General features: G+C 65.0%; 28 protein-coding genes. 14 read left to right on the top strand and 14 right to left on the bottom strand.

The window, feature by feature from the left end:
- Positions 1-50: 50 nt before the first annotated feature.
- The 7 genes from H8B02_RS16670 to H8B02_RS16640 form a co-directional block, all read right to left on the bottom strand.
- Complete coding sequence (locus tag H8B02_RS16670) at positions 51-1,046, bottom strand: hypothetical protein (RefSeq protein WP_229167224.1); 996 nt, start codon at positions 1,044-1,046, stop codon at positions 51-53.
- Entirely contained in the window at positions 1,043-2,164 is a 1,122-nt protein-coding gene (locus tag H8B02_RS16665) for a GNAT family N-acetyltransferase (RefSeq protein ID WP_229167223.1), read from the bottom strand. Before H8B02_RS16665 ends, H8B02_RS16670 begins: the two co-directional genes overlap by 4 nt.
- A complete protein-coding gene (locus H8B02_RS16660; protein ID WP_229167222.1) occupies positions 2,161-3,360 on the bottom strand; it encodes a hypothetical protein in 1,200 nt (399 codons plus the stop codon). Before H8B02_RS16660 ends, H8B02_RS16665 begins: the two co-directional genes overlap by 4 nt.
- Positions 3,357-4,232, bottom strand: a complete 876-nt coding sequence (locus H8B02_RS16655; protein WP_229167221.1) for a HesA/MoeB/ThiF family protein — start codon at positions 4,230-4,232, stop codon at positions 3,357-3,359. Before H8B02_RS16655 ends, H8B02_RS16660 begins: the two co-directional genes overlap by 4 nt.
- Positions 4,229-5,284, bottom strand: a complete 1,056-nt coding sequence (locus tag H8B02_RS16650) for a GNAT family N-acetyltransferase (RefSeq protein WP_229167220.1) — start codon at positions 5,282-5,284, stop codon at positions 4,229-4,231. The genes H8B02_RS16655 and H8B02_RS16650 overlap by 4 nt, the downstream gene beginning before the upstream one ends.
- A 168-nt stretch (positions 5,285-5,452) precedes the next feature.
- Positions 5,453-5,728 carry a YiaA/YiaB family inner membrane protein gene (locus H8B02_RS16645; RefSeq protein WP_092123920.1) on the bottom strand — a complete coding sequence of 92 codons (276 nt, stop codon included), beginning with the start codon at positions 5,726-5,728 and terminating at the stop codon, positions 5,453-5,455.
- A gap of 70 nt (positions 5,729-5,798) precedes the next feature.
- A complete protein-coding gene (locus tag H8B02_RS16640) occupies positions 5,799-6,494 on the bottom strand; it encodes a PspA/IM30 family protein (RefSeq protein WP_229167219.1) in 696 nt (231 codons plus the stop codon).
- A 112-nt stretch (positions 6,495-6,606) separates the two neighbouring features.
- Here H8B02_RS16640 and H8B02_RS16635 point away from each other — a divergent pair, with 112 nt between their 5' ends.
- The 5 genes from H8B02_RS16635 to H8B02_RS16615 all read left to right on the top strand — a co-directional run bounded on the left by H8B02_RS16635 (position 6,607) and on the right by H8B02_RS16615 (position 9,565).
- Complete coding sequence (locus tag H8B02_RS16635) at positions 6,607-7,215, top strand: TetR/AcrR family transcriptional regulator (protein ID WP_229167218.1); 609 nt, start codon at positions 6,607-6,609, stop codon at positions 7,213-7,215.
- Between the two features lie 251 nt (positions 7,216-7,466).
- Positions 7,467-7,676 carry a cold-shock protein gene (locus tag H8B02_RS16630; RefSeq protein ID WP_229167217.1) on the top strand — a complete coding sequence of 70 codons (210 nt, stop codon included), beginning with the start codon at positions 7,467-7,469 and terminating at the stop codon, positions 7,674-7,676.
- Positions 7,677-7,908: 232 nt separating this feature from the next.
- Complete coding sequence (locus H8B02_RS16625; RefSeq protein ID WP_229167236.1) at positions 7,909-9,027, top strand: acyl-CoA desaturase; 1,119 nt, start codon at positions 7,909-7,911, stop codon at positions 9,025-9,027.
- 43 nt (positions 9,028-9,070) lie between these two features.
- Positions 9,071-9,238, top strand: coding sequence for a hypothetical protein (locus H8B02_RS16620; protein ID WP_229167216.1), 168 nt, complete (start codon positions 9,071-9,073; stop codon positions 9,236-9,238).
- A gap of 90 nt (positions 9,239-9,328) precedes the next feature.
- Positions 9,329-9,565, top strand: coding sequence for a hypothetical protein (locus tag H8B02_RS16615; RefSeq protein WP_229167215.1), 237 nt, complete (start codon positions 9,329-9,331; stop codon positions 9,563-9,565).
- A gap of 24 nt (positions 9,566-9,589) precedes the next feature.
- Here the strand turns inward: H8B02_RS16615 and H8B02_RS16610 are convergent, their stop codons facing one another.
- Positions 9,590-9,961 (bottom strand): cupin domain-containing protein, encoded by a 372-nt coding sequence (locus tag H8B02_RS16610; RefSeq protein WP_229167214.1) that lies wholly within the window; start codon positions 9,959-9,961, stop codon positions 9,590-9,592.
- Between the two features lie 186 nt (positions 9,962-10,147).
- On the opposite strand from H8B02_RS16610, the gene H8B02_RS16605 reads away from it, so the two are divergent.
- On the top strand, positions 10,148-10,528 hold the full coding sequence (locus tag H8B02_RS16605; RefSeq protein WP_229167213.1) for a hypothetical protein: 381 nt from the start codon (positions 10,148-10,150) through the stop codon (positions 10,526-10,528).
- A gap of 239 nt (positions 10,529-10,767) precedes the next feature.
- Here H8B02_RS16605 and H8B02_RS16600 read toward each other — a convergent pair whose 3' ends face one another.
- Both H8B02_RS16600 and H8B02_RS16595 read right to left on the bottom strand, forming a co-directional pair.
- On the bottom strand, positions 10,768-11,592 hold the full coding sequence (locus tag H8B02_RS16600) for an amino acid kinase family protein (RefSeq protein WP_229167212.1): 825 nt from the start codon (positions 11,590-11,592) through the stop codon (positions 10,768-10,770).
- A 14-nt stretch (positions 11,593-11,606) separates the two neighbouring features.
- On the bottom strand, positions 11,607-12,419 hold the full coding sequence (locus H8B02_RS16595) for an amino acid kinase family protein (protein WP_092123906.1): 813 nt from the start codon (positions 12,417-12,419) through the stop codon (positions 11,607-11,609).
- 125 nt (positions 12,420-12,544) lie between these two features.
- Here H8B02_RS16595 and H8B02_RS16590 point away from each other — a divergent pair, with 125 nt between their 5' ends.
- Both H8B02_RS16590 and H8B02_RS16585 read left to right on the top strand, forming a co-directional pair.
- A complete protein-coding gene (locus H8B02_RS16590) occupies positions 12,545-13,243 on the top strand; it encodes an ABC transporter permease (RefSeq protein ID WP_229167211.1) in 699 nt (232 codons plus the stop codon).
- Between the two features lie 40 nt (positions 13,244-13,283).
- Positions 13,284-14,123 (top strand): ABC transporter substrate-binding protein, encoded by an 840-nt coding sequence (locus tag H8B02_RS16585; protein ID WP_229167210.1) that lies wholly within the window; start codon positions 13,284-13,286, stop codon positions 14,121-14,123.
- Between the two features lie 268 nt (positions 14,124-14,391).
- Here the strand turns inward: H8B02_RS16585 and H8B02_RS16580 are convergent, their stop codons facing one another.
- Together H8B02_RS16580 and H8B02_RS16575 are read right to left on the bottom strand one after the other, a co-directional pair.
- The gene (locus H8B02_RS16580; protein ID WP_229167209.1) at positions 14,392-15,696 is read right to left on the bottom strand and encodes a sensor histidine kinase; all 1,305 of its coding nucleotides are present in this window, start codon (positions 15,694-15,696) and stop codon (positions 14,392-14,394) included.
- The gene (locus H8B02_RS16575; RefSeq protein ID WP_229167235.1) at positions 15,693-16,355 is read right to left on the bottom strand and encodes a response regulator transcription factor; all 663 of its coding nucleotides are present in this window, start codon (positions 16,353-16,355) and stop codon (positions 15,693-15,695) included. The genes H8B02_RS16580 and H8B02_RS16575 overlap by 4 nt, the downstream gene beginning before the upstream one ends.
- Before the next feature lie 265 nt (positions 16,356-16,620).
- On the opposite strand from H8B02_RS16575, the gene H8B02_RS16570 reads away from it, so the two are divergent.
- The 4 genes from H8B02_RS16570 to H8B02_RS16555 all read left to right on the top strand — a co-directional run bounded on the left by H8B02_RS16570 (position 16,621) and on the right by H8B02_RS16555 (position 19,455).
- The gene (locus H8B02_RS16570; protein WP_233287665.1) at positions 16,621-17,376 is read left to right on the top strand and encodes a COG4705 family protein; all 756 of its coding nucleotides are present in this window, start codon (positions 16,621-16,623) and stop codon (positions 17,374-17,376) included.
- Positions 17,377-17,433: 57 nt separating this feature from the next.
- Positions 17,434-17,832, top strand: a complete 399-nt coding sequence (locus tag H8B02_RS16565; RefSeq protein WP_229167208.1) for a hypothetical protein — start codon at positions 17,434-17,436, stop codon at positions 17,830-17,832.
- Between the two features lie 75 nt (positions 17,833-17,907).
- Positions 17,908-18,678: a COG4705 family protein gene (locus H8B02_RS16560; protein WP_229167207.1), complete on the top strand. Its 771-nt coding sequence runs from the start codon at positions 17,908-17,910 to the stop codon at positions 18,676-18,678.
- A 309-nt stretch (positions 18,679-18,987) separates the two neighbouring features.
- The gene (locus tag H8B02_RS16555) at positions 18,988-19,455 is read left to right on the top strand and encodes a hypothetical protein (protein ID WP_229167206.1); all 468 of its coding nucleotides are present in this window, start codon (positions 18,988-18,990) and stop codon (positions 19,453-19,455) included.
- Here the strand turns inward: H8B02_RS16555 and H8B02_RS16550 are convergent.
- On the bottom strand, positions 19,439-20,443 hold the full coding sequence (locus tag H8B02_RS16550; RefSeq protein ID WP_229167205.1) for an MDR family NADPH-dependent oxidoreductase: 1,005 nt from the start codon (positions 20,441-20,443) through the stop codon (positions 19,439-19,441). The genes H8B02_RS16555 and H8B02_RS16550 overlap by 17 nt on opposite strands.
- 125 nt (positions 20,444-20,568) lie before the next feature.
- Between H8B02_RS16550 and H8B02_RS16545 the strand changes: the two genes are divergently transcribed.
- Together H8B02_RS16545 and H8B02_RS16540 are read left to right on the top strand one after the other, a co-directional pair.
- The gene (locus tag H8B02_RS16545) at positions 20,569-21,144 is read left to right on the top strand and encodes a TetR/AcrR family transcriptional regulator (protein ID WP_229167204.1); all 576 of its coding nucleotides are present in this window, start codon (positions 20,569-20,571) and stop codon (positions 21,142-21,144) included.
- 139 nt (positions 21,145-21,283) lie between these two features.
- Positions 21,284-21,640 (top strand): hypothetical protein, encoded by a 357-nt coding sequence (locus H8B02_RS16540; RefSeq protein WP_092123892.1) that lies wholly within the window; start codon positions 21,284-21,286, stop codon positions 21,638-21,640.
- 40 nt (positions 21,641-21,680) lie between these two features.
- On the opposite strand, the gene H8B02_RS16535 is transcribed toward H8B02_RS16540, so the two are convergent.
- Positions 21,681-23,756, bottom strand: a complete 2,076-nt coding sequence (locus H8B02_RS16535; protein WP_229167233.1) for a 2Fe-2S iron-sulfur cluster-binding protein — start codon at positions 23,754-23,756, stop codon at positions 21,681-21,683.
- Positions 23,757-23,785: the final 29 nt, after the last annotated feature.

Below are 23,785 nucleotides of genomic sequence, written 5' to 3'. Positions count from 1 at the left end.
TTGACGCGTTTTCTTCACGCGAACCGGTGTCCACTTCGCTCGAAAACGCTCTAGACGATGAGCCGGTCGACCGGCAGCCGGAAATGCTGCGGTTTCAGCGGTTTGGAGGGCCAGCCGATGCGGAACACGTTGACGAGGCGCAGATCGGTGCCGATCTTGCCGATCTTGCGCAGCCGGTCGTTGAAGTCAGGGTGATCGGCCAGCGCCGAGATCGGGCACGCCGCGAGCCCGGCGCGATCGATCTCCAGCCAGCTGCGGTAGAAATGCCGTCCCGTCGTGAGTGGATCCTCACCGACCGGACGACAGAACAGGACGATCGCCGCGGCCGAGGCGGTCTTCGCGCCGTCTGACAGCAGCGATGCGGCGAGGCCGAGACGATCGAGCGGCTTGAACAGACCGCCGAGCACGTAGCGCGCGGCGGTGGCCTCGACCGCGCTCATGGCAAGCGCATCGCGATTGAGACCATCCAGCAGATAGTGCGCATGGCCGGGCGACAGCCGCATCCATTCGAGCAGCTCGGCCCGATAGTCGTCGCCGCGGACAAAGGAGAACTCGGCCTGGTCGGCCCAGCCGGCGATATCGGCAATCGTCTGGGGGTCACCAATACAGATCAAATCGTCACGCGCGACGGCGAGCTGCACCAGCGGCACGGGCTCATCCGGCGACGCCGCGAACTTGCCGCGCCACGACATCCGGTGGGCCACATGGCCGGCCAACGGATCGGGCGCGACACCTTGCCTGATCGCAAAGCTGCAGAGCGCGGTAAATTGCGGCGACAGCGGCTGCTCGATCGTGGTCATCGCCGTGATGGCGAGGCCGCGGCGGTTGAGCGCAAGGCTCATGCCCTCCAGCGCTGCGCCATGTGACATAAGCACGTCGTGTCCGGCGGGATCGGCGACCGGCGCGCGCACCCAGGTCGCGTCGACCAGCGCCAGCCGCCCGTCGCCAAGCAAGCGCCAGCGCGTCGGCTGGATGTTGTGGACGCTCGGCGCCAGCCGCGCCTCGGCGACCAGCTCGCGCAGCAAGTCCGGCGTCAGCTCGCTCATGCCGCGGCCAGCCTCTTGGTGAACAGATGCAGCCGGTGCAGCGGTGTGGCGCCCGCCTTCTCGACCTGGCGCAGCGACGGCGCGTTGATGTCGGCGATCCAGGTGCCGCCGAGCGTGCGGTAGCCGGCCTCCTGCAACGCCAGCGCGGTGCGGTAGAGCATCGCGCCGTTGAGGCCGCGATTGTGCAGGTCGCGGCAGACCGACTGATAGATCAGCACCGCGCGCGTGTTCATCATGCGGTGCTGCACGAATTTGAACGGCGCGGTCAGCCCGATCCGGCTGCCGATCGCCTTGATCAATGGATTGAGGTCCGGGATCGCGATGATCGCGCCGGCGGGCCGGCCGCGGTGATAGACCACGGTCGAAATCCGCTTGTCGATGATCCACATCATGTCGCCAGCCTGGAACAGATATTCGGCCGCGGTCGGCGGCACGAACATCGGATTGTCGGCAAAGCCGTCGTTGAGGATCAGGCGCGCATCCTCCAGCCGGATCTTGAAGGCGGAGCGCTTGATCGGCTGCCAGACGAAATCCGGATCGGCGAGCACCGCGCGTTGCTTGTCGCCGAGCAGTTGCTCCGGCTTGCCGCCGTCGAGCGCGATCTCGAACGTCGTCATCGGGAAGGTCGCGGCATAACCGGCGCGTTCGAGATGCTGCGCGATGTGCGGCGGCGACCACATCATGTCGGTGAACGGCGCATGGTCGAAGCCGTCGGTCATGACGCCGATCTGCTGCATCGCCGTCAGATTGAAATTGCCGGCGACCCGGCTCATGCCGCGCGCCGACAGCCATTGCTCGGCGGCCCACAGCAGCGCATCGGCGACCTCGACGTCGTCGATACAGTCGAAGAAGCCGAACGCACCGTGACGCGTGCCGTGCTTGCGGTTGGAGGCATCGTGGATCGAGGCAGCGATACGGCCGACCGGTTTTCCGTCGCGATGCGCGGAAAACAGCGCATAGCGGCCATGGCCTTCGGTGACGAACGGGTTCTTTGCCGGATCGAACATCCGGTCGAAGTCGCTCCACAGCGGCGGCACGTAGAGGCTGTCGGGGCCATAGGCGTTGAGGGCGGCGTCGAATGCCGATTTGCGGTCGCCCTCCCGGATCTCGAGATTCATTTGGCCTCCGGGGTCAACGCCAGCAGCCGCCGCACCAGCGCCAGCGCGGTTTCGGTGGCGGGATCGGCCGCGGTCACGGGTACGGCGAGCACAATGAGGTCGAGTGGATCATGTGCGAGCACGATGACATGGGAGGCGTTGTTGGCAGTCATCAACGAGACCATGCGCTCGGCGGCCGGATCGGTCAGCGGCAGCCCCCACGGCGCATCGGACCGGCGCAGCACCCGGCGCGTCGACAGGAAGTCCCGCAGCAGCGGCGGATCGTAGAGCGCAAGCTCGCTTTCGCGAAAACGCCGCGCGCTTTCAAAGATCGGATGCCGCGCGAGCTCGGCGATCAACTGCTCCCTTGTCTGCGCCGGCGACGCCGCGACCGAATTGAGCACGCCCGGCTCCTGCGATTCGAACAGCGCCCGCAATGCGTCCGTCATCAACCCGATGGTCAGCACGCCGGCGATCGCGACCGCGACGAACCGCACCATCTGCGCGGCATCGACGTCAGGCGCCATGAAGGCGGCGGCAAGGCCAAGCAGGCCCGAAGAGATCAGCCGCAGCGCCATCATCGCAAGCCCATGCCGGCGGGTCTCGGCGCCGCCGCCGGCGATCAGCATCACGGTCACCGTCAGCAGCGCGCCCAGCGCGCCGAGCCGGACCGGAATGTCCGGAAATAGCGTGCGGAAGTCGGTGAGGATGAACGGGATCACCACCAGCGCGCCGACCGCCATGCGGCCGATGCTGCGGTTCTCCGAGGCCATCAGCGCGGCGCGGTCGCGCGTCGCCAGCAGCAGCGCGCAGGTGGCGAAGGCAAGCAGCTGGAACAGCGCCAGCGTGATCGCGTAGGGCATCACGAAACGTTGCAGCCCGAACGTGCCGCCGAGCCCGAGCAGGATGCCGCCGCCGAGCGCCGCGATCTTGACCACGCGCGGCGCATGCCGCCGCAGGATGCCTTCGGTGACGATCAGCGCGCCGAGCGGGATCAGCGCGGCCGGGATCACCGAGAGGCGGTCGAGCACAAAGCTTCCGCTCCACCACGCTAAGCCACGATCGAGGAACAGGGTCGCGATCACGCCGAGCGCGAGCAGCAGGCGGCGAGTCAGCGGGCTCTTGGGATCGCGCCGATAGAACGTCATCATCGCCACCGCGACGCCGATGGCGCCGCAGAGATTGACGATGGAATCGGCAATCACCCCTGAGGTCATTTGCCGCCCGTCAATTCGTCAATGGCGCGCCGCACCAGCGGACGCATCAGGGCGGCGACCAGCGCATTGCGCGGCTTCTCGATCGCGGGCCGGTGCGGGTTGAGGAACCAGCCGCGGCAATCGGTGCCGGAGGTGCGGCCCAGGATCAGCGCGACCGCTTCATAGGCCATCAGCATGCCGGTCGAGATCACCATCGGCGCGAACGACATCCGGCTGCGGCGACCGGCCGCGACCTCGCCGGCGATCGCGAGGTCGACATAGTTGCGCGAGGAGGAGTGCAGCATGACGTGCTCGATCTCGGCACGCATCGCGGCGCGGCGGTCGTCCTCGGTGATCTCGGTCCAATCCTTGGCCAGCGTGGGAAAGCCGAGGCGCTCCTCGGGTCTGGGATCGTGCGGGCGCACCACGATGACCGACGGCAACGGCGACATATAGGCGTCGATCACGGTTGCGTCGGCGCGCTTGGCAGTCCGGTACAGATGCACGCCGGCGGCGATATCGTCCATGCCGTTGACGATGACCGGGCAGCGTTCGGCAATCCCGGCGAGCGCACTGGTCCAGTTCTCGCCGAGCACCTCGACCTCGATGGTCGGGTTGATGCGTTTGGCGGCTTCGGCGGCGACCGTCGCCTTCTCGCGGCCGACCTCGTCGGCGAAGGCGAACACCTGGCGATTGAGGTTGGAGACCTCGAAGCGGTCGATGTCGGCGATCACGAACTTGCCGACGCCGGCGCGCGCCAGCGCCATGAAGGCCGCGCCGCCCATGCCGCCGACGCCGCAGACGAACACCCGCGCCTGGCGCAAGAGCTGCTGCTCGTGCTCGTCGATGAAGCCGATGTTGCGGCCGGTGAAGGAGTAATAGTCGAAATTCATCGCGCGGTCCCGCTCTCCTGCTTGCGCGGCCGCAGCGTGCCGAAGGCGCGGGTGTCGTCCATCCAGTAGACCACCGGCAGCACCAGCCGCTGCAACGCCAGCATCGCGGACGCCGCGAGCAGCGCCGGCAGCGAGCCCGAGGGCACCTCGCTCATCAGATAGCGGCGCGCGCCGGCAAGATCGACGCGGCCGATCTGCAGCACATCGTCGCCGCGGCCGTAATCCAGCTCGCGCTCGCAAAATTCGTTGTAGACGGCATCGCGATGCTTCGGCGCGATCTCAAAAGTCTTCTTCAGCGCATCCGAGCCGGCGGTATAGGCATTGGTGATGACCGAACGCGCCTCGTCGAAACCGGCCTCCTCGCCGACGCCGAACACCGCACGATGCCTTGTCATGATGCCGCGGGCGAGTTGCAGATGCGCAAAGCTCTGCCGCGCCCCCGGCAGCGGCGACGGGAATACGTCCGAGAAGGTGTCGCTGACCATGCCGACCACCGCCGGCACCTGGGTGACGTTGGAGATCCATTTCGGCCGCAGCCCGTCGCGGGCGAACAGCACCAGTGCGGTCAGGCCATAGAGCACCCAGGACAGCCCCTGCCCGCGCACATCGGGATCGACCATGACGAGGCCGAGATGGGTGACTTCAGTGGGCTCGCCGTCGAGCGGCACGTCCATCACCGACAGAGCGTTGAACGCGATCGGCCGCCCGGTGTCTTCCTCTGAGATCAGCGTGATGATGGCGCGCGACAGCCGCTCGGGCTCGCCGGAGAAGATGCCGTAGCTCAGGCTCTCCTCTGGCAGCGTCTTGGCGGCAACGGCGCGGAGCTGCTCGACCAGCGCGTCGAGCTCGTCCTTCGGCAGCGACAGGCCGGGCGCCTCGACGATGCGGGTGCGCTGGCCGGCCTGGGTACGCAAGGTGAGATCGATGGTCGGCTGCGACAGCGCCTTCAGCCAGAAGCCGCCATGGCTGCGCAGGCCGTCAAAGGCCGCGCGCGCTTTGGCAAGGCTCCTGCTGCCGCGCGAAGCGGGGGTGCGATTGTCCGTGGACGCCATTTCTCTGTCCCTCGGCGCGATCTCTGCACTTTGGCCTGTTAAGGAGCCATGAGCGCAACCTGGCGCTGTTTGCCGCAGGGTAAACAAGGCCTTCCGGAAACGGAACAAAGTTGGTCCGAACGACAAAACGGCGAGTGCATAACACCCGCCGCGTCGTCTTGCTCCGGCTCACGCCGCCTTGGAGACTTCCATCAGCAGGCGCTCGGCCTTGGCGTCCTCGATGCGGTTCACGAATTTGCCGCTCTCGTAATTGTCGCGCACCGTCTTGGTCAGCGTGATGCAGGTCTGGACCAGCATCACGATGCCCATCGTCAGATACCCCTGCATCCAGATGCTGATCGGCAGGAAGAACACGCCGACGGCGACGAGGAAGGCGGAGGCTGCGAAGGACGCGTAGGTAAAGGCAACCCAGCTGCCGCTGTGGGGTTGGATGGTCTGGTTCATGGTCGTCTCCTTGATAATGGGTGATCTGAAGTTGGCTTGGTTTCAGGCTCGAGGTTTCAGGCTTGAGCTCTCAGGCGGCAGGCGGTCGCCTGGCTTTCAGGCGCGCCAGCACGTCGTCGGCAGTCGATTTCATCCGCGGGCCAAAGCCCTGCTCGGCGAGCTTCTCGGCGGTGGCGAGCGGGCCCGAGGCGGTGTCGATCTCGAACAGCGCGTCATCCGCCGCCTGGGTCTCCATCTGCCGCTCGCGCAACCGCTTCAGCGTGGCTTCCGCTTCCGGCAGCGTCGACTCGTAGGGCCGCGCCGCCTCGATGCCGCTTCGGCGCAGCGAACGCACGGCTTCCGAGGCACGGGCAAGGCGCCGGCCGCGATCGAGCTCGGCAATGCGCGCCTCGGCGTTGGCGACATGGCGCTTCAGCCGGGTGATCTCGGTGGCGAACAGCGTGCGCGCGGTCATCGCGGCGTCGCGTTCGGCTTCCAGGTTGGCGATCGCCTGCGCGGCTTCGCGGGCGAGGTCGTCCCGGCCGCCTTCGAGCGCCGCCGACGCCCGCACCTCGAGATCGGCGATCCGGGCATTGGTCGCCTCGAGCCGCCGGCCCTCCTGCTGGTCGCCGGCAATGGCGAGCGCCAGGGTCCGTTTCGAGCGGTCGACCGCGGCGGCGGCATCGCGCATCTGCTGGTCGAGGACGACCAGCGCGGTCCGATCTTGCAGTTCCTCCTCGGCTGCCGCCACGCTGCCGCGGAAAATCGTCAAAACAGTTTTGAACATTTGGCCACTCCCTGTTATGAGCATCGCTCATGAATCTTTTGTATCACAAAATGAGCATTGCTCAATATTTATTTGAGCGTCGCTCACGAATGTGATTAACGACGGGTGAAACATGTCCAAGGCATTGGAACGACGTGCAAAACTGCGCGAAGCGCTGATCGAGGCGGCGGAACGGGCAATTGCGGCAAAGGGTCTCAGTGGCCTGAAAACCCGCGAACTGGCCCAGGAAATCGGCATCGCCAATGGCGGCGTCTACAATCTGGTCGAGGATGTCGACGAGCTGATCCTGCGCGTCGGCTCGCGTACGCTGGCCCGGCTCGATGCTTCGCTGTCGCTGGCCGAGATCCGCGGCGCGGCCGCGCCGCGCGAGATGCTGGTGCGGATCGCGGTCGCCTATTGCGACTTCGCCGCCGACAATCTCGAACTGTGGCGCGCGCTGTTCGAGCATCGCATGCAGCCCGGCAAGCCGGTGCCGGAATGGGCGATCAGCGAGCAGATGGAACTGTTCCGCCACATCTACAAGCCGCTCGCCGCGCTATTTCCGCAGCGCTCGCCGGCGCAGCTCGGCGTCACCGCGCGCAGCCTGTTCTCAGCTGTCCACGGCATGGTCGCCCTCGGGCTGGAGCACAAGCTGATCGCGGTGCCGATCGGCGCGCTGCGCAGCGAGATCTCGACCTTGACCCGCGCGATGGTCGACGGCCTGACGGCGAAGAAGGAATAGGGCGCCTGGCCCAAACCGGGCGATGCCGTTGGCTCAGGGGACGTCGCGGTCGAGGTCAGAAAGGGGGAAAAGCCACTTGCGGAATGGCCGAACCGTAGCTACCTACCTCGGATCGAGTTTCGGCCGAACGACTTGGCCTCGCCGCTGATAGCGTGCCTGACTGACGACCCTCACCCCCTGAACTTCGAATTAGCCTGCTGCGCCCTCGGGTGCGGCTCCAAACACGCATCTATACTAAAGGACGATGTTCCATGAGCTTGGGAACTGTGAAGTGGTTTAACGGCCAGAAGGGTTTCGGCTTCATTCAGCCGGACGACGGCGGCCAAGACGTTTTCGTTCATATCAGCGCCGTCGAACGCGCCGGCATGAGCACCCTCAACGAGGGTCAGAAGGTGTCTTTTGAAATCGTTGCAGACCGCCGGACCGGCAAATCTGCTGCGGACAATCTGCGCGCGGTGTAAGCTGCGACACTCGGCCATGCTGCTTTGACCACGGATGAACTGGCAAAGCCTCTGGTTACGCGACCCCGCGACTGGTCACCCGGCCGCGGGGTTCTCTTTATCAACACCGCGCGCGATGCCCGCCAGGATCAGGACTTGAACCGTCTGCCGGCGAATCGGCCTGCGCATCGAAGCAGCTGAGGTCGCGAGCGTGTCCACCGGTATCGATCCAGCTCCGCAGCACGACGACATCATGTACCCGCAGGTCCTGCCGTTCGTGCTGGTCCATTTGGGGTGTCTGGCGGCGATCTGGTCGGGCGTCTCATGGCCGGCGATTGCAATTTGCGTCGCGCTGTACTGGCTGCGCATGTTTGCGGTCACGGCCGGGTATCATCGGTACTTCTCGCATCGAGCCTATTCGACCAGCCGGGCGTTTCAGTTCATCCTCGCATTCCTGGCCCAAAGCAGCGCCCAGAAAAGCGTCCTTTGGTGGGCCGCGAAACATCGGCATCACCACCTTCATTCGGACACCGAGCAGGATGTGCATTCACCCCGGCACAAAGGCTTCGTGTACAGTCATCTCGGCTGGATCTTCTATCGGCAGCACGACGCGACCGATCTGACGAAAGTTGCGGATTTCGCCTCGTATCCGGAGTTGATGTGGCTCCATAAATTCGAGATTTTGCCGGCGGTCGTGGTCGCAGTTCTGTGCTTCCTCATTGCCGGGTGGCCGGGGCTCCTGGCGGGTTTCTTCTGGAGCACCGTGCTGCTGTATCATGCAACGTTTTGCATCAACTCCCTCGCACATGTTCACGGACGCAAGCGATATGTGACGGGCGATGACTCCCGCAACAATTGGCTGCTCGCTCTGGTTACGATGGGTGAGGGTTGGCACAACAATCACCACGCCTACCAAAGCAGTGCGCGGCAAGGCTTCCGCTGGTGGGAGATTGATGCGACCTATTATGTCCTGGTGGCCTTGTCCTGGCTCGGTATCGTCTGGGATCTGAAGGCGCCGCCCACCCAGGTTCTCCAGAACGAGCAGCGCCTCGGATCGCGCGTGATCAAGCGGACGGCCGAGCAGCTCGCCGGCCGTTTCAATCCCGAATACATCGCACAGGCGATCAAATCATCGGTCCATGAAACCGGATTGTCGGTGCGGGACGCGCTTTTCCTGTTGCAGCATCGTGCCGATTTGCATCTGCCCAGCATGCCGACGCGCGAGCAGTTGTTGGCTGAAGCCCAGGCCATGTTCGCGAAGACGAGGTCGTTGGACGATATCGTCGACCGTGCACATGAGCTCCTGGTGGAATCGGTTTGCTTCCTTCTGGCCGTGCCGCCGCCGCTGGCCGGGGCAAACCCGAAAGCTTGAGGGAGCGGTAGCATTTTGCCTCGGGCATCCCCATATAAAGTGAATGAGCAACTGGCAAAAACCGAGCAAGCGCGAACCACCCAAGACCAAGGCCGAATTGCGCGAGATGCTGACCGAGGCGGTGCGTAACACGCCGAGCCCGGACCAGGCGTCGAAGCAGCGCCCGGTAAAAGCCAAAAAGACCGCGGCTGGTGCCGCCGACGTCGACTAAGCCCCGCGCACCACCCGACCGGATCGCCCGCCCCGGGATACGGCCGAATTCCATTCGCGACGAGCGCGAAGAATTTCGTGAAGGAGCAGTATGCGCAAGCTTCCCAAGCCTACCGAACAAGAGATCAATGAGGGACCCCAAGCGGTGTCTTTTCAGATTGCGAACGGAAACGCGCGGCAGGACTGCATCCTGCAAACCACATTCCCGACGAAGATGCAGGCGCACAAGTATCTTCTTGCGAATTGGCCGACCTTCGAAAAGATGGCTCGCGATGCTCTTGCGGCAGGGACCATTGAAGGCGGCCAGATCAAGCTCGCGATGATCTGAACAGCCCACGGAAACACCCAGACCTCACGGCTCCATCGTGTAGGCGCGCCCGGGTTCGAGCGCGTAGATGGTCAGAAAGCGCAGCGGCCGTTCCGGGTCGCAATTGCGAAACAGCTTGTGCGGAACATCGGCCCGGTCCTGCAAGGTCTCGCCTGCCCGATATTGTCGCGGCGCCTCGTCGCCATAAGCGGACTCGGCAACACCTTCGACGATGAAGATCACGCCGCCGACCGGATGCCGGTGCAGCGGAGCAACCCCGCCGGGCGGATAAATCACCTCGGCAACGACAAGCTCGCGCTGATCGCCGGGTAGAGCAAGTCGCTCGAGGGTCTTGCGCGTGACACCGGCAAAGCCGGCTTGCTGAGCGTTGGCCTGACCGTTGTTGCCTTCAGTCATTGGGACCCTTTCTTGTCACGCGAGCCCTTGTCCGGATCGGATCGGGCGCGACTATGGCGGCGCTCCAACGACGCAACAAGCGCCAGGCATTTCAACACATGTCACACAGCTGAGGCGAGGCCCTTGCCACCCTTGCTTCCACGTTGCAGGATTCCAGCGCCGAACATCTTCAGCAGTGGGCCTTGCATGAAAACGGGTATCGTCGTCGCCGCCCTGGCGTTCATCTTTGCGGCATCAAGTGTCACGCCGGCGTCGTCGGCGCAGGCCGTGCCGGAATGCTCGATGTCGGTGACATTGGCGGATTGGGGCGAGAATTCGACCGGCGATATCGACGTCGCCTCGGGCGAGAGTTGCCAGATCCCGATCGGGATCCGTGGCACGGTGACGGACTCGTCGATCTCGCAAAAGCCGGCCTATGGCAAGCTGAAGAAGATCAACGCATCGACCTTCGAGTACAGGGCGAAGGCCAAGTACAAGGGCAGCGATACGTTTGCCATCAAGGCGACAGGTCAGGGACCGAAGGCCTCCGGCACCTCGGTCATCACCGTGCACGCCACGATCAAGTAGTCGTCCCGTCGCGCGCCGAAACACCGACTAGAGCAGGATGAGCTTCGGTTGAATCGGCTTGTTGCGATCTCGGTTTCACCTCTCCCCGCCGGGGAGAGGTCGGCGCGTAGCGCCGGGTGAGGGCTCTTGGTCTCTCGATAGACCGCAACCCCTCACCCGATTTGCTACGCAAATCGACCTCTCCCAAGGGAGAGGTGCACCGCGCGCGGGGCGCGGTGAAGTGGAGTCCGCGGCTCGATTTAGGCCGGCCGCGCGCCGGTCCGGATGATCGAGCCGACATGCTGGCCGCGCAGCGCCGCGGTGAGCCGGCCCGGAACCAGGCCGTTCACGACCTGCACGCGTTCGATATGGCGCGCATTGGCCGTCACCTCGAGCAGCGCGGGATCGAACGGCAGCGTCCCCTTCAGCTTGGCAAGATCGGCGAAGCTCGTCTCGCGCAGCAGCTGGGCCTTCTTGCCGTCGGGACCATTCGGATCGTCGCTGTACACGCCGTCGACGTCCTCGACGATGGTCAGGCCGGCGGCGCCGAGCGCATCGGCGATCAGGAACGCACCGGTGTCGGCGCGGTGCAACGGGATGCGCGAGACCGGGAATTCGTGATGGTGATACGGCGGGAAGGCGCTGCCGACCACCGCACGGGCCGCGGAGAGATGGATCGCCAGCTGGCTCGCGATGGTCGGATGCTCGATATAGGACACGCCCTCCGGCGCGAGCAGGCAACCGAGAATGTGGCCATTCTGGCCGGCCTCACTCGCGGCGAGCGGCGCGAGCGAGCCGACCGGCAGTCCGAGGTCGAGGCCGACGCTGTAGAGATGGCGGGCACGGATGCCGGCGCCGGTCAGGATCAGCATGCGGTGCTCTGGCAGCAGCGCGCGCAGCTCGTCGACGATCGGCAGGATCGCCTCATGGCCGCGATCCATGATGGAGCGGCCGCCGATCTTCACCACCTGCAGCCAGGGCAGCAGCGGAATCGGGCGTCCACCGGCGACGGGACGGGTGAGATCGCTGTCGAGCAGGGTCTGGCGCGCGAGCGGCGAAGCGACGTGCTTGATAGTGTCATCCATGGTCGTGTCCCTGCTCAGTTCGCGGTGATGATGGTGCCGACATGCTCGCCCGCGAGCGCGCGGGTGAGATTGCCGGGGACGAGGCCATTGACGACCTGCACCTGGCGGACATGGCGCGCGGTGGCGAGCAGATCGAGCACCGGGAATTCGAGAATCGAATCCTGCAATCCCTTCGCCTTCATCTCGGCGACCGAGATCTTCGGAATGAAGGTCGCGCCCTTCGAAGTCTTCGGGTTCGCGGTGTAGAGGCCGTTTTCGTCCTTCACATAGATCATCGACTTGCAGCCGAACTGTTCGGCGACCAGGAAGCATCCGGCGTCGGTGCGATAGGGCGGGATCATGCCCTCGGCTGCGGGCCGCATCCACAGCCCGTAAGGCGGCATGCCGCTGAAGATCACGGCGTTCACCTCGGCGAGATAGAGCGGCACGGCCGAAAGCCCGGCGCCGCTGACCGCGGAGATGCCGTGCTTGGCCAGCAGCTGGCCCAGCATCACCGCGTTCTGATCGGCAACCGAGGCGCCGAGCTGCGAGAGCACGCCGGCCGGCAACCGAAGCCCGGCCGCGATCGAGTAGAGATGCCGGGCGCGGGTGCCCGCACCGGTCCCGATCAGCATCTTGTGCACCTTGCGGGCAGCGACGATCTCGTCGACCAGCGGATAGACCGCGGCGCGGCCGCGGTCGATGACGCTCTGGCCGCCGATCTTGATCACCGCAGCATCCGGCAGGATCCGGAAGTTCGACGCCGCCTCCGCCGTCGCCAGGAGCTGCGGATCGGTCAGCGACCGCTGCATCAGGAGCGCTTCAAGCTCCGCCGTCGTGTTTGCCATGAGAAACGTCCTTTCTCCAATGCGCCTGGCATTGCTTCTGGATTGCACTGTTAGCGGTAAGCGGGGCGGGTCTCAAGACCTCGATAATTTTGCTTATTTGCCGAGGTCTGGCTTAGTAAGAGACCATGAATGATTTTACCCAAGCGCTGGATATGGCTGTCAGCCTTATCGGCTGTTTTGATCCGGAGCTACGCCAGATCGTCGGCCTGTCGCTCGGCGTCAGCCTGACAGCGAGCCTCTTTGCCTTCGCGATCGGGGCGCCGATGGGTACGGCGCTGGCCATCTACCGGATCCGGGGCAGAGTTGCGTTGATCGTTGTCGTCAATGCGCTCCTAGGGTTGCCGCCGGTCGTGGTAGGGCTTGCTGTTTACCTCCTCCTATCCCGATCGGGGCCATTGGGGGCGCTCGGGATTCTGTTCACGCCAACCGCCATGGTGATCGCGCAGGCCATTCTCGGCATTCCCATCGTCATTGCGCTGGTGCACCGGATGATGGTGGATGTCTGGGCTCGCTACGGCGATGCCCTTCTCGTCGATGGCGCCTCGCGCTTGCGTGCCACCTGGCCGCTCATGGCTATCGGACGCGACGGGCTATTAACCGCGTTTCTCGCTGCGTTCGGCCGGGCGATCGCCGAGGTCGGCGCGATCATCATCGTCGGCGGCAATGTGCGCGGCTATACGCGCACCATGACCACTGCCATCGCATTGGAGACGAGCAAGGGGGAGTTAAGCCTCGCGCTTGCGCTCGGCATCATCCTCGTAATCCTCTCGATGACCGTAAGCGCGTTGAGCTTTTTGATCGGACGCATCCTGACCGGTCGCTGAAGCGCCGAACAATATTGTTGTTCCAAGGGAGGTCGCTCACATGAAGCACTGGTTCGGCTCACTTCGCATCCTCGCAATCATCGCACTTGCCGCGCAGACCTTCACCCAATCGGGTTGGGCGCAAGACCAATCGATCGTTGTTGCATCGACGACATCGACGCAGGACTCCGGTCTGTTCGACTACCTGCTGCCGATTGTGAAGCAGAAGACAGGCATCGAAGTGAGGGTACTGGCACAGGGCACCGGCCAGGCGCTCGACACGGCACGCCGCGGCGATGCCGACGTGGTGTTCGTTCACGCCAAACCAGCGGAGGAGAAGTTCCTTGCGGAGGGATTTGGCGTGAAGCGCTATCCCGTGATGTATAACGACTTCGTCGTCATCGGTCCGAAGGACGATCCGGCAGGCATCAAGGGCAAGGATGTCCTCACGGCGCTGCAGACCATCAAGACCAGAGCCGCGCCGTTCGTCTCCCGCGGCGATCATTCCGGCACCCATATTGCCGAACTGAAGCTTTGGAAGGAGGCCGGCATCGACATCGTGAACGACCGCGGCTCGTGGTACAAGGAAATCGGCCAGGGCATGGGTGCGGCGCTGAACATGGCCTCGGCGTCAAATGCCCATGTGCTGTCCGACCGCGGCACATGGCTGGCGTTCCAAAATCGCGGCGACCTGGCCGTCCTGGTTGAAAGCGACAAGCGGCTGTTCAATCAGTACGGGGTGATGCTGGTAAATCCGGTCAAGCATCCCACGGTGAAGAAGGAAGCCGGCCAGCGCTTCATCGACTTTCTGATTTCACCGGAGGGACAGAATGCGATCGCCGGCTATAAGATCAACGGCCAGCAGCTGTTCTATCCCAATGCGAACGATCCCAATGCTTGAGGGGACAAGGAGCGGCCCGGTCGCGTTCCGTAAGCACACGCCGGGCCTGACCCACCGCGGGGGCAGAGCCTCAGAGCGGCCGGCTGATTGCAAGTATGCTCCAACTGATGATCAGCTTAAAGCTATTGAATTGAGAACCGACGTCATCAACAGGGTGATTGCAACGGCCCGCATCCGAGCTGCACTGGTAGCGGTAAGCCGGACCGGGCTCAGGATGCAATGGCAATGATGCCGCGCGCGCCCCGCCCATTTTTCTGGCCGCCTGGCCTCACCGATCGGCCGCCGGTAGCTTGACGGTCACGCGCAGGCCTGAACGTCCGGCACCGGTCACATTTTCGAACAGAACCGAACCGGCGGCGTGATCGACGATCCGCTTCACGATCGAGAGCCCGAGCCCGGCGCCCTCACCGCTCGGCTGACCGCCGCGAAAGAACGGCTCGCCGATCCGCGCCAGATCCTGCGGCGGAATCCCCGGCCCGGTGTCCTCGATCTGGATGACGGCCATTCCGTCCTCCCGACCGACGGCAAGATCGACAGCGCCTCCATTGGGCGTGAACTTGATTGCGTTCTCGACCAGGTTCCGGACCGCCGAGATCAGCGACAGCTCATCAGCGTTCACCGCGACCACCTCGACCGTCGTGAAACCGAGATCGATATTGCGCGCTGCCGCCTCAGGCAGCAGATCGGCGACGACGCCTTTTGCGATCTTGTCCAGCGCCACGGGTGCGCTCACGATGGCTGGCGCAGCGTCCTGACGCGCCAGCGCCAGAAGTTGCTCGAGCAGATGCTTGGTGCGCCGCATGCCGCTCTTCAGCGCATCGAGCCGGTCGCGCGTCTCTGCGGGCATGTCGAGGGAAGCGAGATTTTCCGCCTGCAGGCTGAGCGCGGTGACCGGCGTTCGAAGTTCATGGGCCGCGTCGGCGATGAAACGCCGCTGCTGGTCCATCATGACGCGCATCCGTCCAAGCAACCCGTTGATCGAGCCAAGGAACGGCTGCAGCTCGCTCGGCGCGCCCATCGCCGGCAAGGCACCGACGTCATCCACCCTGCTCGCATCGAGATCGTCGGCGAGGCGCAACATCGGCCGGAACGATCGCGCGATCACGAATGCCGTCATCAGCAACAGGCACGGCACCAGCGCGGCAATCGGCAACAGCGTGCGCACGGCCATATCGCCCGCGATCTCGGTGCGGATCTCGGTCTGCTGCGTCACCGCGAAGCGGCTGCCGTCCGGCCGGGTCCGAAGCAGCACGCGGACCGGCTGCCCGTGATAGACATCATTGTGCAGCCCATCCTTCAGTCCCCAAAGCCGGCGATCGTCGGCAGAGCCGCGCGGCGCCTCACCGAGCTCGACGACGGCAACCTCGGCTTCCGCGTCGACGCCGGTGACCGGGCGGCTTTGCCGGATCGGAGCGCTCAGCGCGAAGCTGCCGATCTGGATCAGGACGGAGTCCTGCATCTCGATCGCTTCGCTGTAGGCCCATCGGTACGCCAGGAGTCCGCCGACGGCGCCCGTCAACAGGATGATCGCGGTGAGTCCGACGAACAGGCGCCCGCGCAGCGATCTCATCATCTCGAACGATCCACCATCCATCCGACGCCGCGCACGTTCCTGATCGCCGCGGCGCCGAGTTTTCTGCGCACGGCGTGGATCAGGAACTCGACCGCGTTGCTCTCGACCTCCTCGCGCCAGCCGTAGATCTGGCGTTCGAGCTCGGCACGGGACAGGATCGTTCCCGGCCGCGCCAGCAGCGCCTGCAGCAGGGCGAACTCGCGAGCGCTGAGCACGGCCTTCTCTTCACAGAAGGTGGCTTCCCGCGTGGCCGGGTCGAGATGGAGCTCGCCGTTCGTCAGCACCGGCGGCGCTCCGCTGCCCTCGCGCCGCAGCACCGCACGCATGCGCGCCAGCAATTCTGCGATCTCGAACGGCTTGACCAGGTAATCGTCGGCGCCGAGATCGAGCCCCTGGATGCGATCGTTCAGCGCATCGCGTGCGGTGAGAATGATCACCGGAAGGCGCGAGGCGCGCTCCCGGATCGCCTTGAGAACGTCGAGACCGTCAGTCAACGGCAGGCCGAGATCGAGCAGCGCAATGTCGTAGGTCTCGCTGCGGCTGGCTTCAATGGCGAGATCGCCATTGCGCACCCAGTCGACCGCATAGGCGGCATCCCTCAGCGCCTCGACGACGGCGGCGCCGATCATCCTGTCGTCCTCCACCACGAGCACCCGCATCGCCTGGCAGTCCATCCCGATCCGCGCCGGGAGGTAGGCCCGGCGAAACTGCGTCGCACCGAACAACCCGCGACGCCTGCGCGATCATATCAGTTTCGACTTAGCCGCGGCTTAGGCGCTTTCGGCGCCCAGATGGCGGCCACTCTGCCCACCTAAGCCGGGGCTAAGTCTCGCAGTGCACGCTCCGTTCGAACTCGGCGGAACCGCCGACCCTGTCAAAGCGGAGCTTCACACCGTGCTGGATATCAGACCCATCGGCCGCAGCATGCTGAACAAGGTCCCCGAAGTCACCCTCGTCTTCTGGCTGATCAAGATCATGTCGACCACGGTCGGCGAGACCGGCGCCGATTACCTTGCCGTGCATGTCGGCCTTGGCACCAGCGTGACCGGGCTGCTGATGATCACGCTGCTTGCCGCAGTGCTGGCCATCCAGCTGCGGATGGACCGTTACGTGCCATGGGTCTACTGGCTGACGGTCGTGCTCGTCAGCATCGTCGGGACGCAGATCACCGATGCACTGACCGACAAGCTCGAGGTCAGCCTCTACGTCAGCACAGCCGCCTTCGCGATCGCCCTGGCCGCGACCTTCGCGATCTGGTTTTCGGTCGAGCGGACGCTGTCGATCCACAGCATCGTGACCCAACGGCGCGAACTGTTCTACTGGGCCGCGATCCTCTTCACATTCGCGCTCGGCACGGCTGCAGGCGATCTTGCGACCGAAGCGCTGGGCCTTGGCTTCAACGTCGGGGTGGTCGCGTTCACGGTATTGATCGCGGCGATCGCGGCAGCTTACGCACTCGGCGCCAATGCGGTGCTGACCTTCTGGCTCGCCTACATCCTGACGCGTCCGCTCGGAGCATCGTTCGGCGACCTCTTGTCCCAGGCCCGAGAGTACGGCGGCCTCGGCTTCGGCACGATCTACACCAGCCTCGCCTTCCTGACGGTAATCGTCGCGCTGGTCGCCTGGCTGTCGTTCGAAGGCGACGCCGGCGGAAAGCCCGAGGCGTCGCCCGGCGCGTGAATTCGACATGCGTCCCGACGGACACCCAATCGAAGCCCTCACACAGGAGAACCACCCATGAACAAGACGACACTCGGCCTTGCGACGGCGATTGTTGCGCTCGCAGTCATCCAGCCGCTCCCCGATGCCAACGCAGGCCTCAGGCTGCTGCCGCACACGCAGACGGCCGCCGCCAGGCTCGGCGACCTGACGCCATTTCGCAGCATCGCCGCCGATGTCGCGGCACTGGTCGACAAGGGCGACCTGGCCGGCGCCAAGACGCGGATCAAGGATCTCGAGACCAAATGGGACGAAGCGGAAGCCGGACTGAAGCCGCGCGCGGCCGCGGACTGGCACACGGTCGACAAGGCGATCGATCGTGCGCTCGAGGCGGTGCGTGAGACCAATCCGGACGCGGCCAAATGCAGGAAGGCGCTCGCCGAGCTGCTGTCGATCATGGACTCGATGAAGGCCTGATCTCGCTGTCCATCATTTCGACCATCGCCGGCGGGATCGTCCGCCGGCGACCGGCCTCCCGGAGCGAAGAACCCCATGGAATTATTGTTGCACGACACCGCCGCGGACGAGCGCGCAGGAAAAGTTCCCGCCGTCACGCTCGGCTTCTGGGTCATCAAGATTCTCGCCACGACGCTCGGCGAGACCGGCGGCGACGCCGTCACGATGTCGATGAATCTCGGCTATCTCGTCGGCACCGCAATCTTCGCGGTCATCTTCGCTGCTGCCGTCGCGGCGCAGATGGCGGCGAGGCGCTTTCAGCCGCTGCTCTACTGGACCGTGATCATCGCGACGACGACCGTCGGCACGACCTTTGCCGATTTCGTCGACCGTTCGCTGGGGATCGGATATCTCGGCGGCTCATCGCTGCTCGCCGGACTGCTCGTTGTGTCCCTTGCCGCGTGGCATCGTACGATGGGAACGGTCTCGATCGCGTCGATCGACAACAAGGCGGCCGAAACCTTCTACTGGATCACGATCCTGTTCTCGCAGACGCTGGGCACCGCGCTCGGCGACTGGATGGCCGACTCCACCGGCCTCGGCTATAGCGGCGGCGCCATCGTGTTCGCCGCCGGCATCGCCATCGTTGCCGCCGCCTATCTCTGGACCAGGGTGTCGCGCACGGTGCTGTTCTGGATCGCCTTCGTCCTCACCAGGCCGCTCGGCGCGACTGTCGGCGATTTCCTTGACAAGCCGCTGGATCACGGCGGCCTTGCGCTCAGCCGCTACACGGCATCGATAGCTCTCGCCGTTGCGATCGCCGCCCTGGTCTTCATCCTGCCGCAGCGGGCGGGGGAGCACGCGTGAAGGTCAAGCCTCTGCCCGCACCGGACATCGTTCTCTGAGTGCGGGCAGGTTGGCGCGTCGCGATCGTCGTCTCGCGATTGATCCGTTCGCGGTCGATGGTCCGTCGCGAATTGCATGAACGGAGCCCCTCTGTGTCACGTGGTTCCGAAGCGAGGGTCTAGGACGTTTTGCCGCGGTTCGCTCGGCCAGGGGGTGTGACGCCCGTCATAGATGCCGCGCGCGAATTCTGCGATCCTGATCTTGATACTGCCTGCTTTTTTGATGCGCTGCTCTCGGCCCAATGACGCTGGTTCAGCACCAGCCCACACGGTGATCGACGTTGCCGCGTCCGATCTGGCCAGTGTCTGGGTCCAAGGCGGCACCGCCGGCGGTTCCGAGACCATGTATGTGCGGGCCTTCGACGGTACCGCCTGGAGCAATTGGGACAGCTTTACCCTGACGTCGCCGCCAAACCACGCACCCGTCGCCTCGATCAACGATCAGTCCTTGCACATCAACGAGTGGAGCCAGGTCAGCAACCTGTTGTCCTACTCTGATGTCGACGGAAATCCCGCGACCGAGTATCTGTTCTTCGACGGCGGCAACACCGCCGACAGCGGCTACTTCTGGACCTCCGCGAATTCGCATTGGGCAGCCAGCACCGTCAGCGCCGCGGCCGTCGATGACGTCTGGGTCCGCGGTGGCGCCGCCACCGGCGCAGAGCCGATGTATGTGCGCGCGTTCGACGGCATCGACTGGGGCGCGTGGCACGCCTTCGTGCTCACGACCATCGTCTAGCTGCCTGTCGCTTCGCTCGATAATGCTCTAGTTCGGCGTGAAGATGAACCGCCTTGGCGATGGCCTCCGGGAATCCCTCGAGGCCATAGCTCCCGACCACCGGTGCGCTGATCGCGCCGGATGCGACCATCGGCACGAGATGATCGTACATCCTGGCTAGGGCTTCGTCGATTGCAGTCTTGCCCCAATGGCCGAGCCAGAAGCCGCGCACGGACACTTCATTGAAGATCACGCTCAGGGCCGAGCCGGAGAACGGCTGTCCGCTCATCGCGCTGTAGACGACGAGCACCGCCTTCGGCGCCAGGCAGTTCATCAGGTTCAACGTGGACGCGCCGCCGACAACGTCGAGCGCCAACAGGATCGGCGCCCCGCCGGTCTCCTTGGCCGCCCGCTTGGCGAGATCCGGCCCGTCGACCAGCACGACATCACCGCCGACCGACTTGACCTCGTCGACGACCTCCTCGCGCCGGACGACGTTGACCGTCTTGAGTCCGAGCGACTTGGCAACCGCGATCACCGCCCGCGCCGTCGCTGAATTGGCGCCGTTCTGGATCACCCAGCCGCCGTGCGGGATCTTCACGAAATCGGTCAGCAGCAGATAGGCGGTCGCCGGATTGACCCCGATCATCGAGAGTTGCTGGATATCCGCTTTCTCAGGCAACGGCCGCTGCCACGACGCCGTGAACTTGACGCGTTCGGTCCAGGTCGGGACCGTGAACGGGATCAACGTGCGATCGCCCTCCTTCAGGTTCTTGACCTGCGATCCCGCGGCAACCACCCGCCCGACGCCCTCGATCCCGAGCGTCGCCGGCGGCGTCGGCAAATAGCCGTAGCGCCCGGCGATGATCATGAAATCCGAGTTGTTGATCGGCGCAGCCTCCACGGCGACCACGACCTCGTTGGGACCGGGGCTGCCGACGTCGGGCACCTCATTGAGCTTGACCACATCCTGGGCACGTCCGAACGCAACGACCTGAACAGCCTTCATGGCACGATCTCCCGATTTCGTTATGTACTAGTAAGTACAGAACATGGATGACGTCAATGGTCCAGACTGCCTTCACGGCAAGATGAAGGCTTCACATCCGACGCGGGAGTACATAAAAGACCACTATGGCAAGGCCGCGCAGCTTCGATCCGGACGATGTCCTGGAAATCGCCCGTCAGGTGTTCTGGCAGAAGGGTTTTCAGGCGACCTCGCTCGACGAGATCACGGCGGCGAGCGGCGTCGCGAAGCCCAGTCTCTACGCGGCGTTCGGCGACAAGAACGCGTTGTTCCTCAAGGTGCTGGACCGCTATCACGACGGCATCCTGGGCTGGGCCGAGCGCGTGCTGGCACAGCCGGGGCCAGGACGCGAAGCCATCAGGCAGTGGCTGACCGGCTTCATCCCCTACTGCTCGGGCGAGAAGGGACAGCGCGGCTGCCTGTCGATCAATTCCGCGACCGACGGCTCGCTCGATCAGGCCGAGCTTCGCAAGAGCATCGAACGCTACAACCGGCGGCTCGAAGAGCTGTTGCGCGCGCGGCTGCGCGCCGACCGCGCCCAGTTCAGGAAGGGCTTTGACCCCGACGTCACCGCGCACACCATCATGGTGGTGCATGCCGGGCTGCTGGCGCTCGCGCATCAAAGGCCGGATTCGAAGCGGGTGAAAGCCGTGATCGACCAGGTGATGGGCCTGCTCGCCTGAGCTTGCCGGCACCCGGCCCGGCCCGGCGGCACACGGTGCCTCGCATGAATGTGAATATATGACGATCATCATGTTATTGATGTCGCGCGCGTGATGACCATGTCCGGGTTGGCTGGGCCTTTCCGGATCTGGGGATCAGATGAACAAACCGTTTTGGCGTGCGACGCTTTTTGCCATCACCGGCTTGCTGGCGCTGCCGGCGATCGGCCCGGTGCAAGCCCATGATCACCAGCATCCCGAGTTGAACGGCTGGTATGAGAGCCTGCACAGCGGCAAGGGACCCTGCTGCGACGGCAGCGATGCGCAGCGTGTCGACGATGCCGATTGGGACACCAAGGACGGCCACTATCGCGTCCGCCTCGAGGGTGAGTGGGTCGACGTTCCCGAGGACGCCGTCGTCGCCGGACCAAATCGTGCCGGCCGCACCATGGTCTGGCCGTACTATCTCGATGGCCACCCGCGGCCGCGCTGCTTCATGCCGGGCAGCATGGGCTGAACGTCAGCGAAGACGCCGTGTGGTCGGCGAGCGCCACAGATCAGACATCCAGCTGGACCCGATCCACGCCATCGCCATCCGGCTTCGCCGGCACGGCGCAGCAGATTAGCACCTCGTCGTCAGCCACCTCGGCGGTCGGCTCCTTCAGGTAGGTTACGGCGCCTGCCAGCAACCTGGTTCGACAGCTTCCGCAATTGCCTTCCCGGCAACTGAAGGCCGGGCTGAGACCGCGCTCCTCCGCCAGTTCGAGCAGCGTTCCCGACTCCGGCGTCCAGCGTGCTTCCTTCATCGATGCGGTGAAGGCGACCGGGACCGGCGTGGTCGCAGGCGGCCGGCGCGGCGGAGCCGTCGTGGCCACGTCCGGCTTCCGCACCAGCGACGATGGACCGAACGCCTCGGCGTGAATCCTGCTGTCGGCGATGTTGTAGCCGCGCAGTCCGTCATAGAGCGATTGGGTGAATTGCGGCGGCCCACACAGATAGAAATCGTAGTCGTTGAACGGCAGGACGCGCGACAGCAGCGCCATGTCGATCCGTCCCGCAGCGTCGTAATCGATACCCTGCTCGGCGCCATCGACGTCACCGAGGACGCGGATGATCCGGACTGCGCCGCCGGCGGCATCGGCCAGTTGCCGCAATTCGTCGCCGAACGCGCGGTCCGACTTGGCATGCGCCGCCTGGAACAGGAGGGTCGGCCGGACGCCGCGGGTGCGCAGCCCTTCATAGACCACATGGCGCAGCATCGCGAGCATCGGCGTGATGCCGACGCCGCCGGCAAGCAGCACCGCCGGCCGCTTCTCGCGCGCATCGATCGTGAAGCCGCCGCTCGGCGCGCGCGCCTCGATGATATCGCCGACATGGATCGTGTCGTGGAGATGCCGCGACACCAGGCCGTCGCGCTTCACGCTGATCCGGTACATGCCGTCCGACGGCGCGACCGACAGTGTGTAGGTGCGAATGACCGGCTTGCCGGAGCCGGGCAATGAAAGGCGGATCGGCAGGTGCTGTCCGGCCTGGTGCGGCAGCAGCCCTGCGCCATCGTCCGGCTGCAGATGAAACGAGCGGATCGAACGGCTCTCGTCCATGATCTTGGTGACCTTGAACGGGCGCCATTGCGTCGCGCGCTCCGCCGCGCGAATTCGGTCGGCGGCCTGCGCCCAGTCGCCGGTCATCAGTGCATTCGGCGACCAGCCCGCGTTCTGGAACGCCCAGCGCAGCGGCAGCGCGCCGCGCCTGCGCACCACGCGGCGGGCGCGAAATCTCCAGAGCCGTTCGGCGCCCTGGAACGCCGCGATCTCGGGCGAGTCCAGGATCACCTCGGCATCGCCCGTCAGTTGCAGCATGTCGCCGGTTTCGAAATCGACGAACACCAGCCCGGCCTTGCCGTTGACGAGGATGTTGCCGAGCGTGTTGAAGAACAAATTGCCGACGAAATCGGGGATCGTCAGCGTGCCGTCGGCGGCGACGCGAACGAAGCCGGCCTTGCCGCCGCGATGCGAGACGTCGACCTGGCGACGGTCCTCGCGCTCGGCATAGGACGCCACGAAGAACGTATCCGCCGCCGCGATCGTGTCGCGCGCGGCCTGATCGAGCGTCGTGCTTTCCTCGATCTCTCCCTTGAACGGTTCAGCCGGCTCGCGCACGAACATGAAATCGCGAAGCTGGATGTATTGCGGACAATTGCCAAAGCTCTGATCCAGTTCGAAGCTGAGCCCCTTGCCCGACGACGCACGGAGCAGCCCGTTCGCACGGTTGCGACGCCGCGTGTGCAGTTCGATTCCCAGTAGTCCGATCGCATCGCCCTCGCGCATGCCCTCGCTGACGGGATCGCTGGCGTCAGGCCGCGCATCGATCTCAAGGCTGCGCGGCGTCGGCGAGGCGATGAAGCCGGGCCGGCCGGCCAGCAACGAGGCCCACACGTCGCCGCTCCGGTCCACGCTGCCGACCACGATGAAGGGAATCTGCGCGAAGAAATCGCGATGCTGGTCGGGCATGAAATCCCGCACGGCGCGCTGGCCGACCGCCGCCATCTTCTCGGCGACGCCGACCCTCTGCTGGATCGCCATCTCGCCGGCATGCCAGGTCGCGAGCTTGCTCTTGGTTCGCCTGTCGCTCATCGCATCGCGCTCCCCTTCGGGGTTGGACG

It is taken from the genome of Bradyrhizobium altum (assembly GCF_020889705.1).
GTDB lineage: Bacteria > Pseudomonadota > Alphaproteobacteria > Rhizobiales > Xanthobacteraceae > Bradyrhizobium > Bradyrhizobium altum.
The sequence above is the reverse complement of the archived record's forward strand: the minus strand, read 5'-3'. Positions and strand labels throughout refer to the sequence as shown.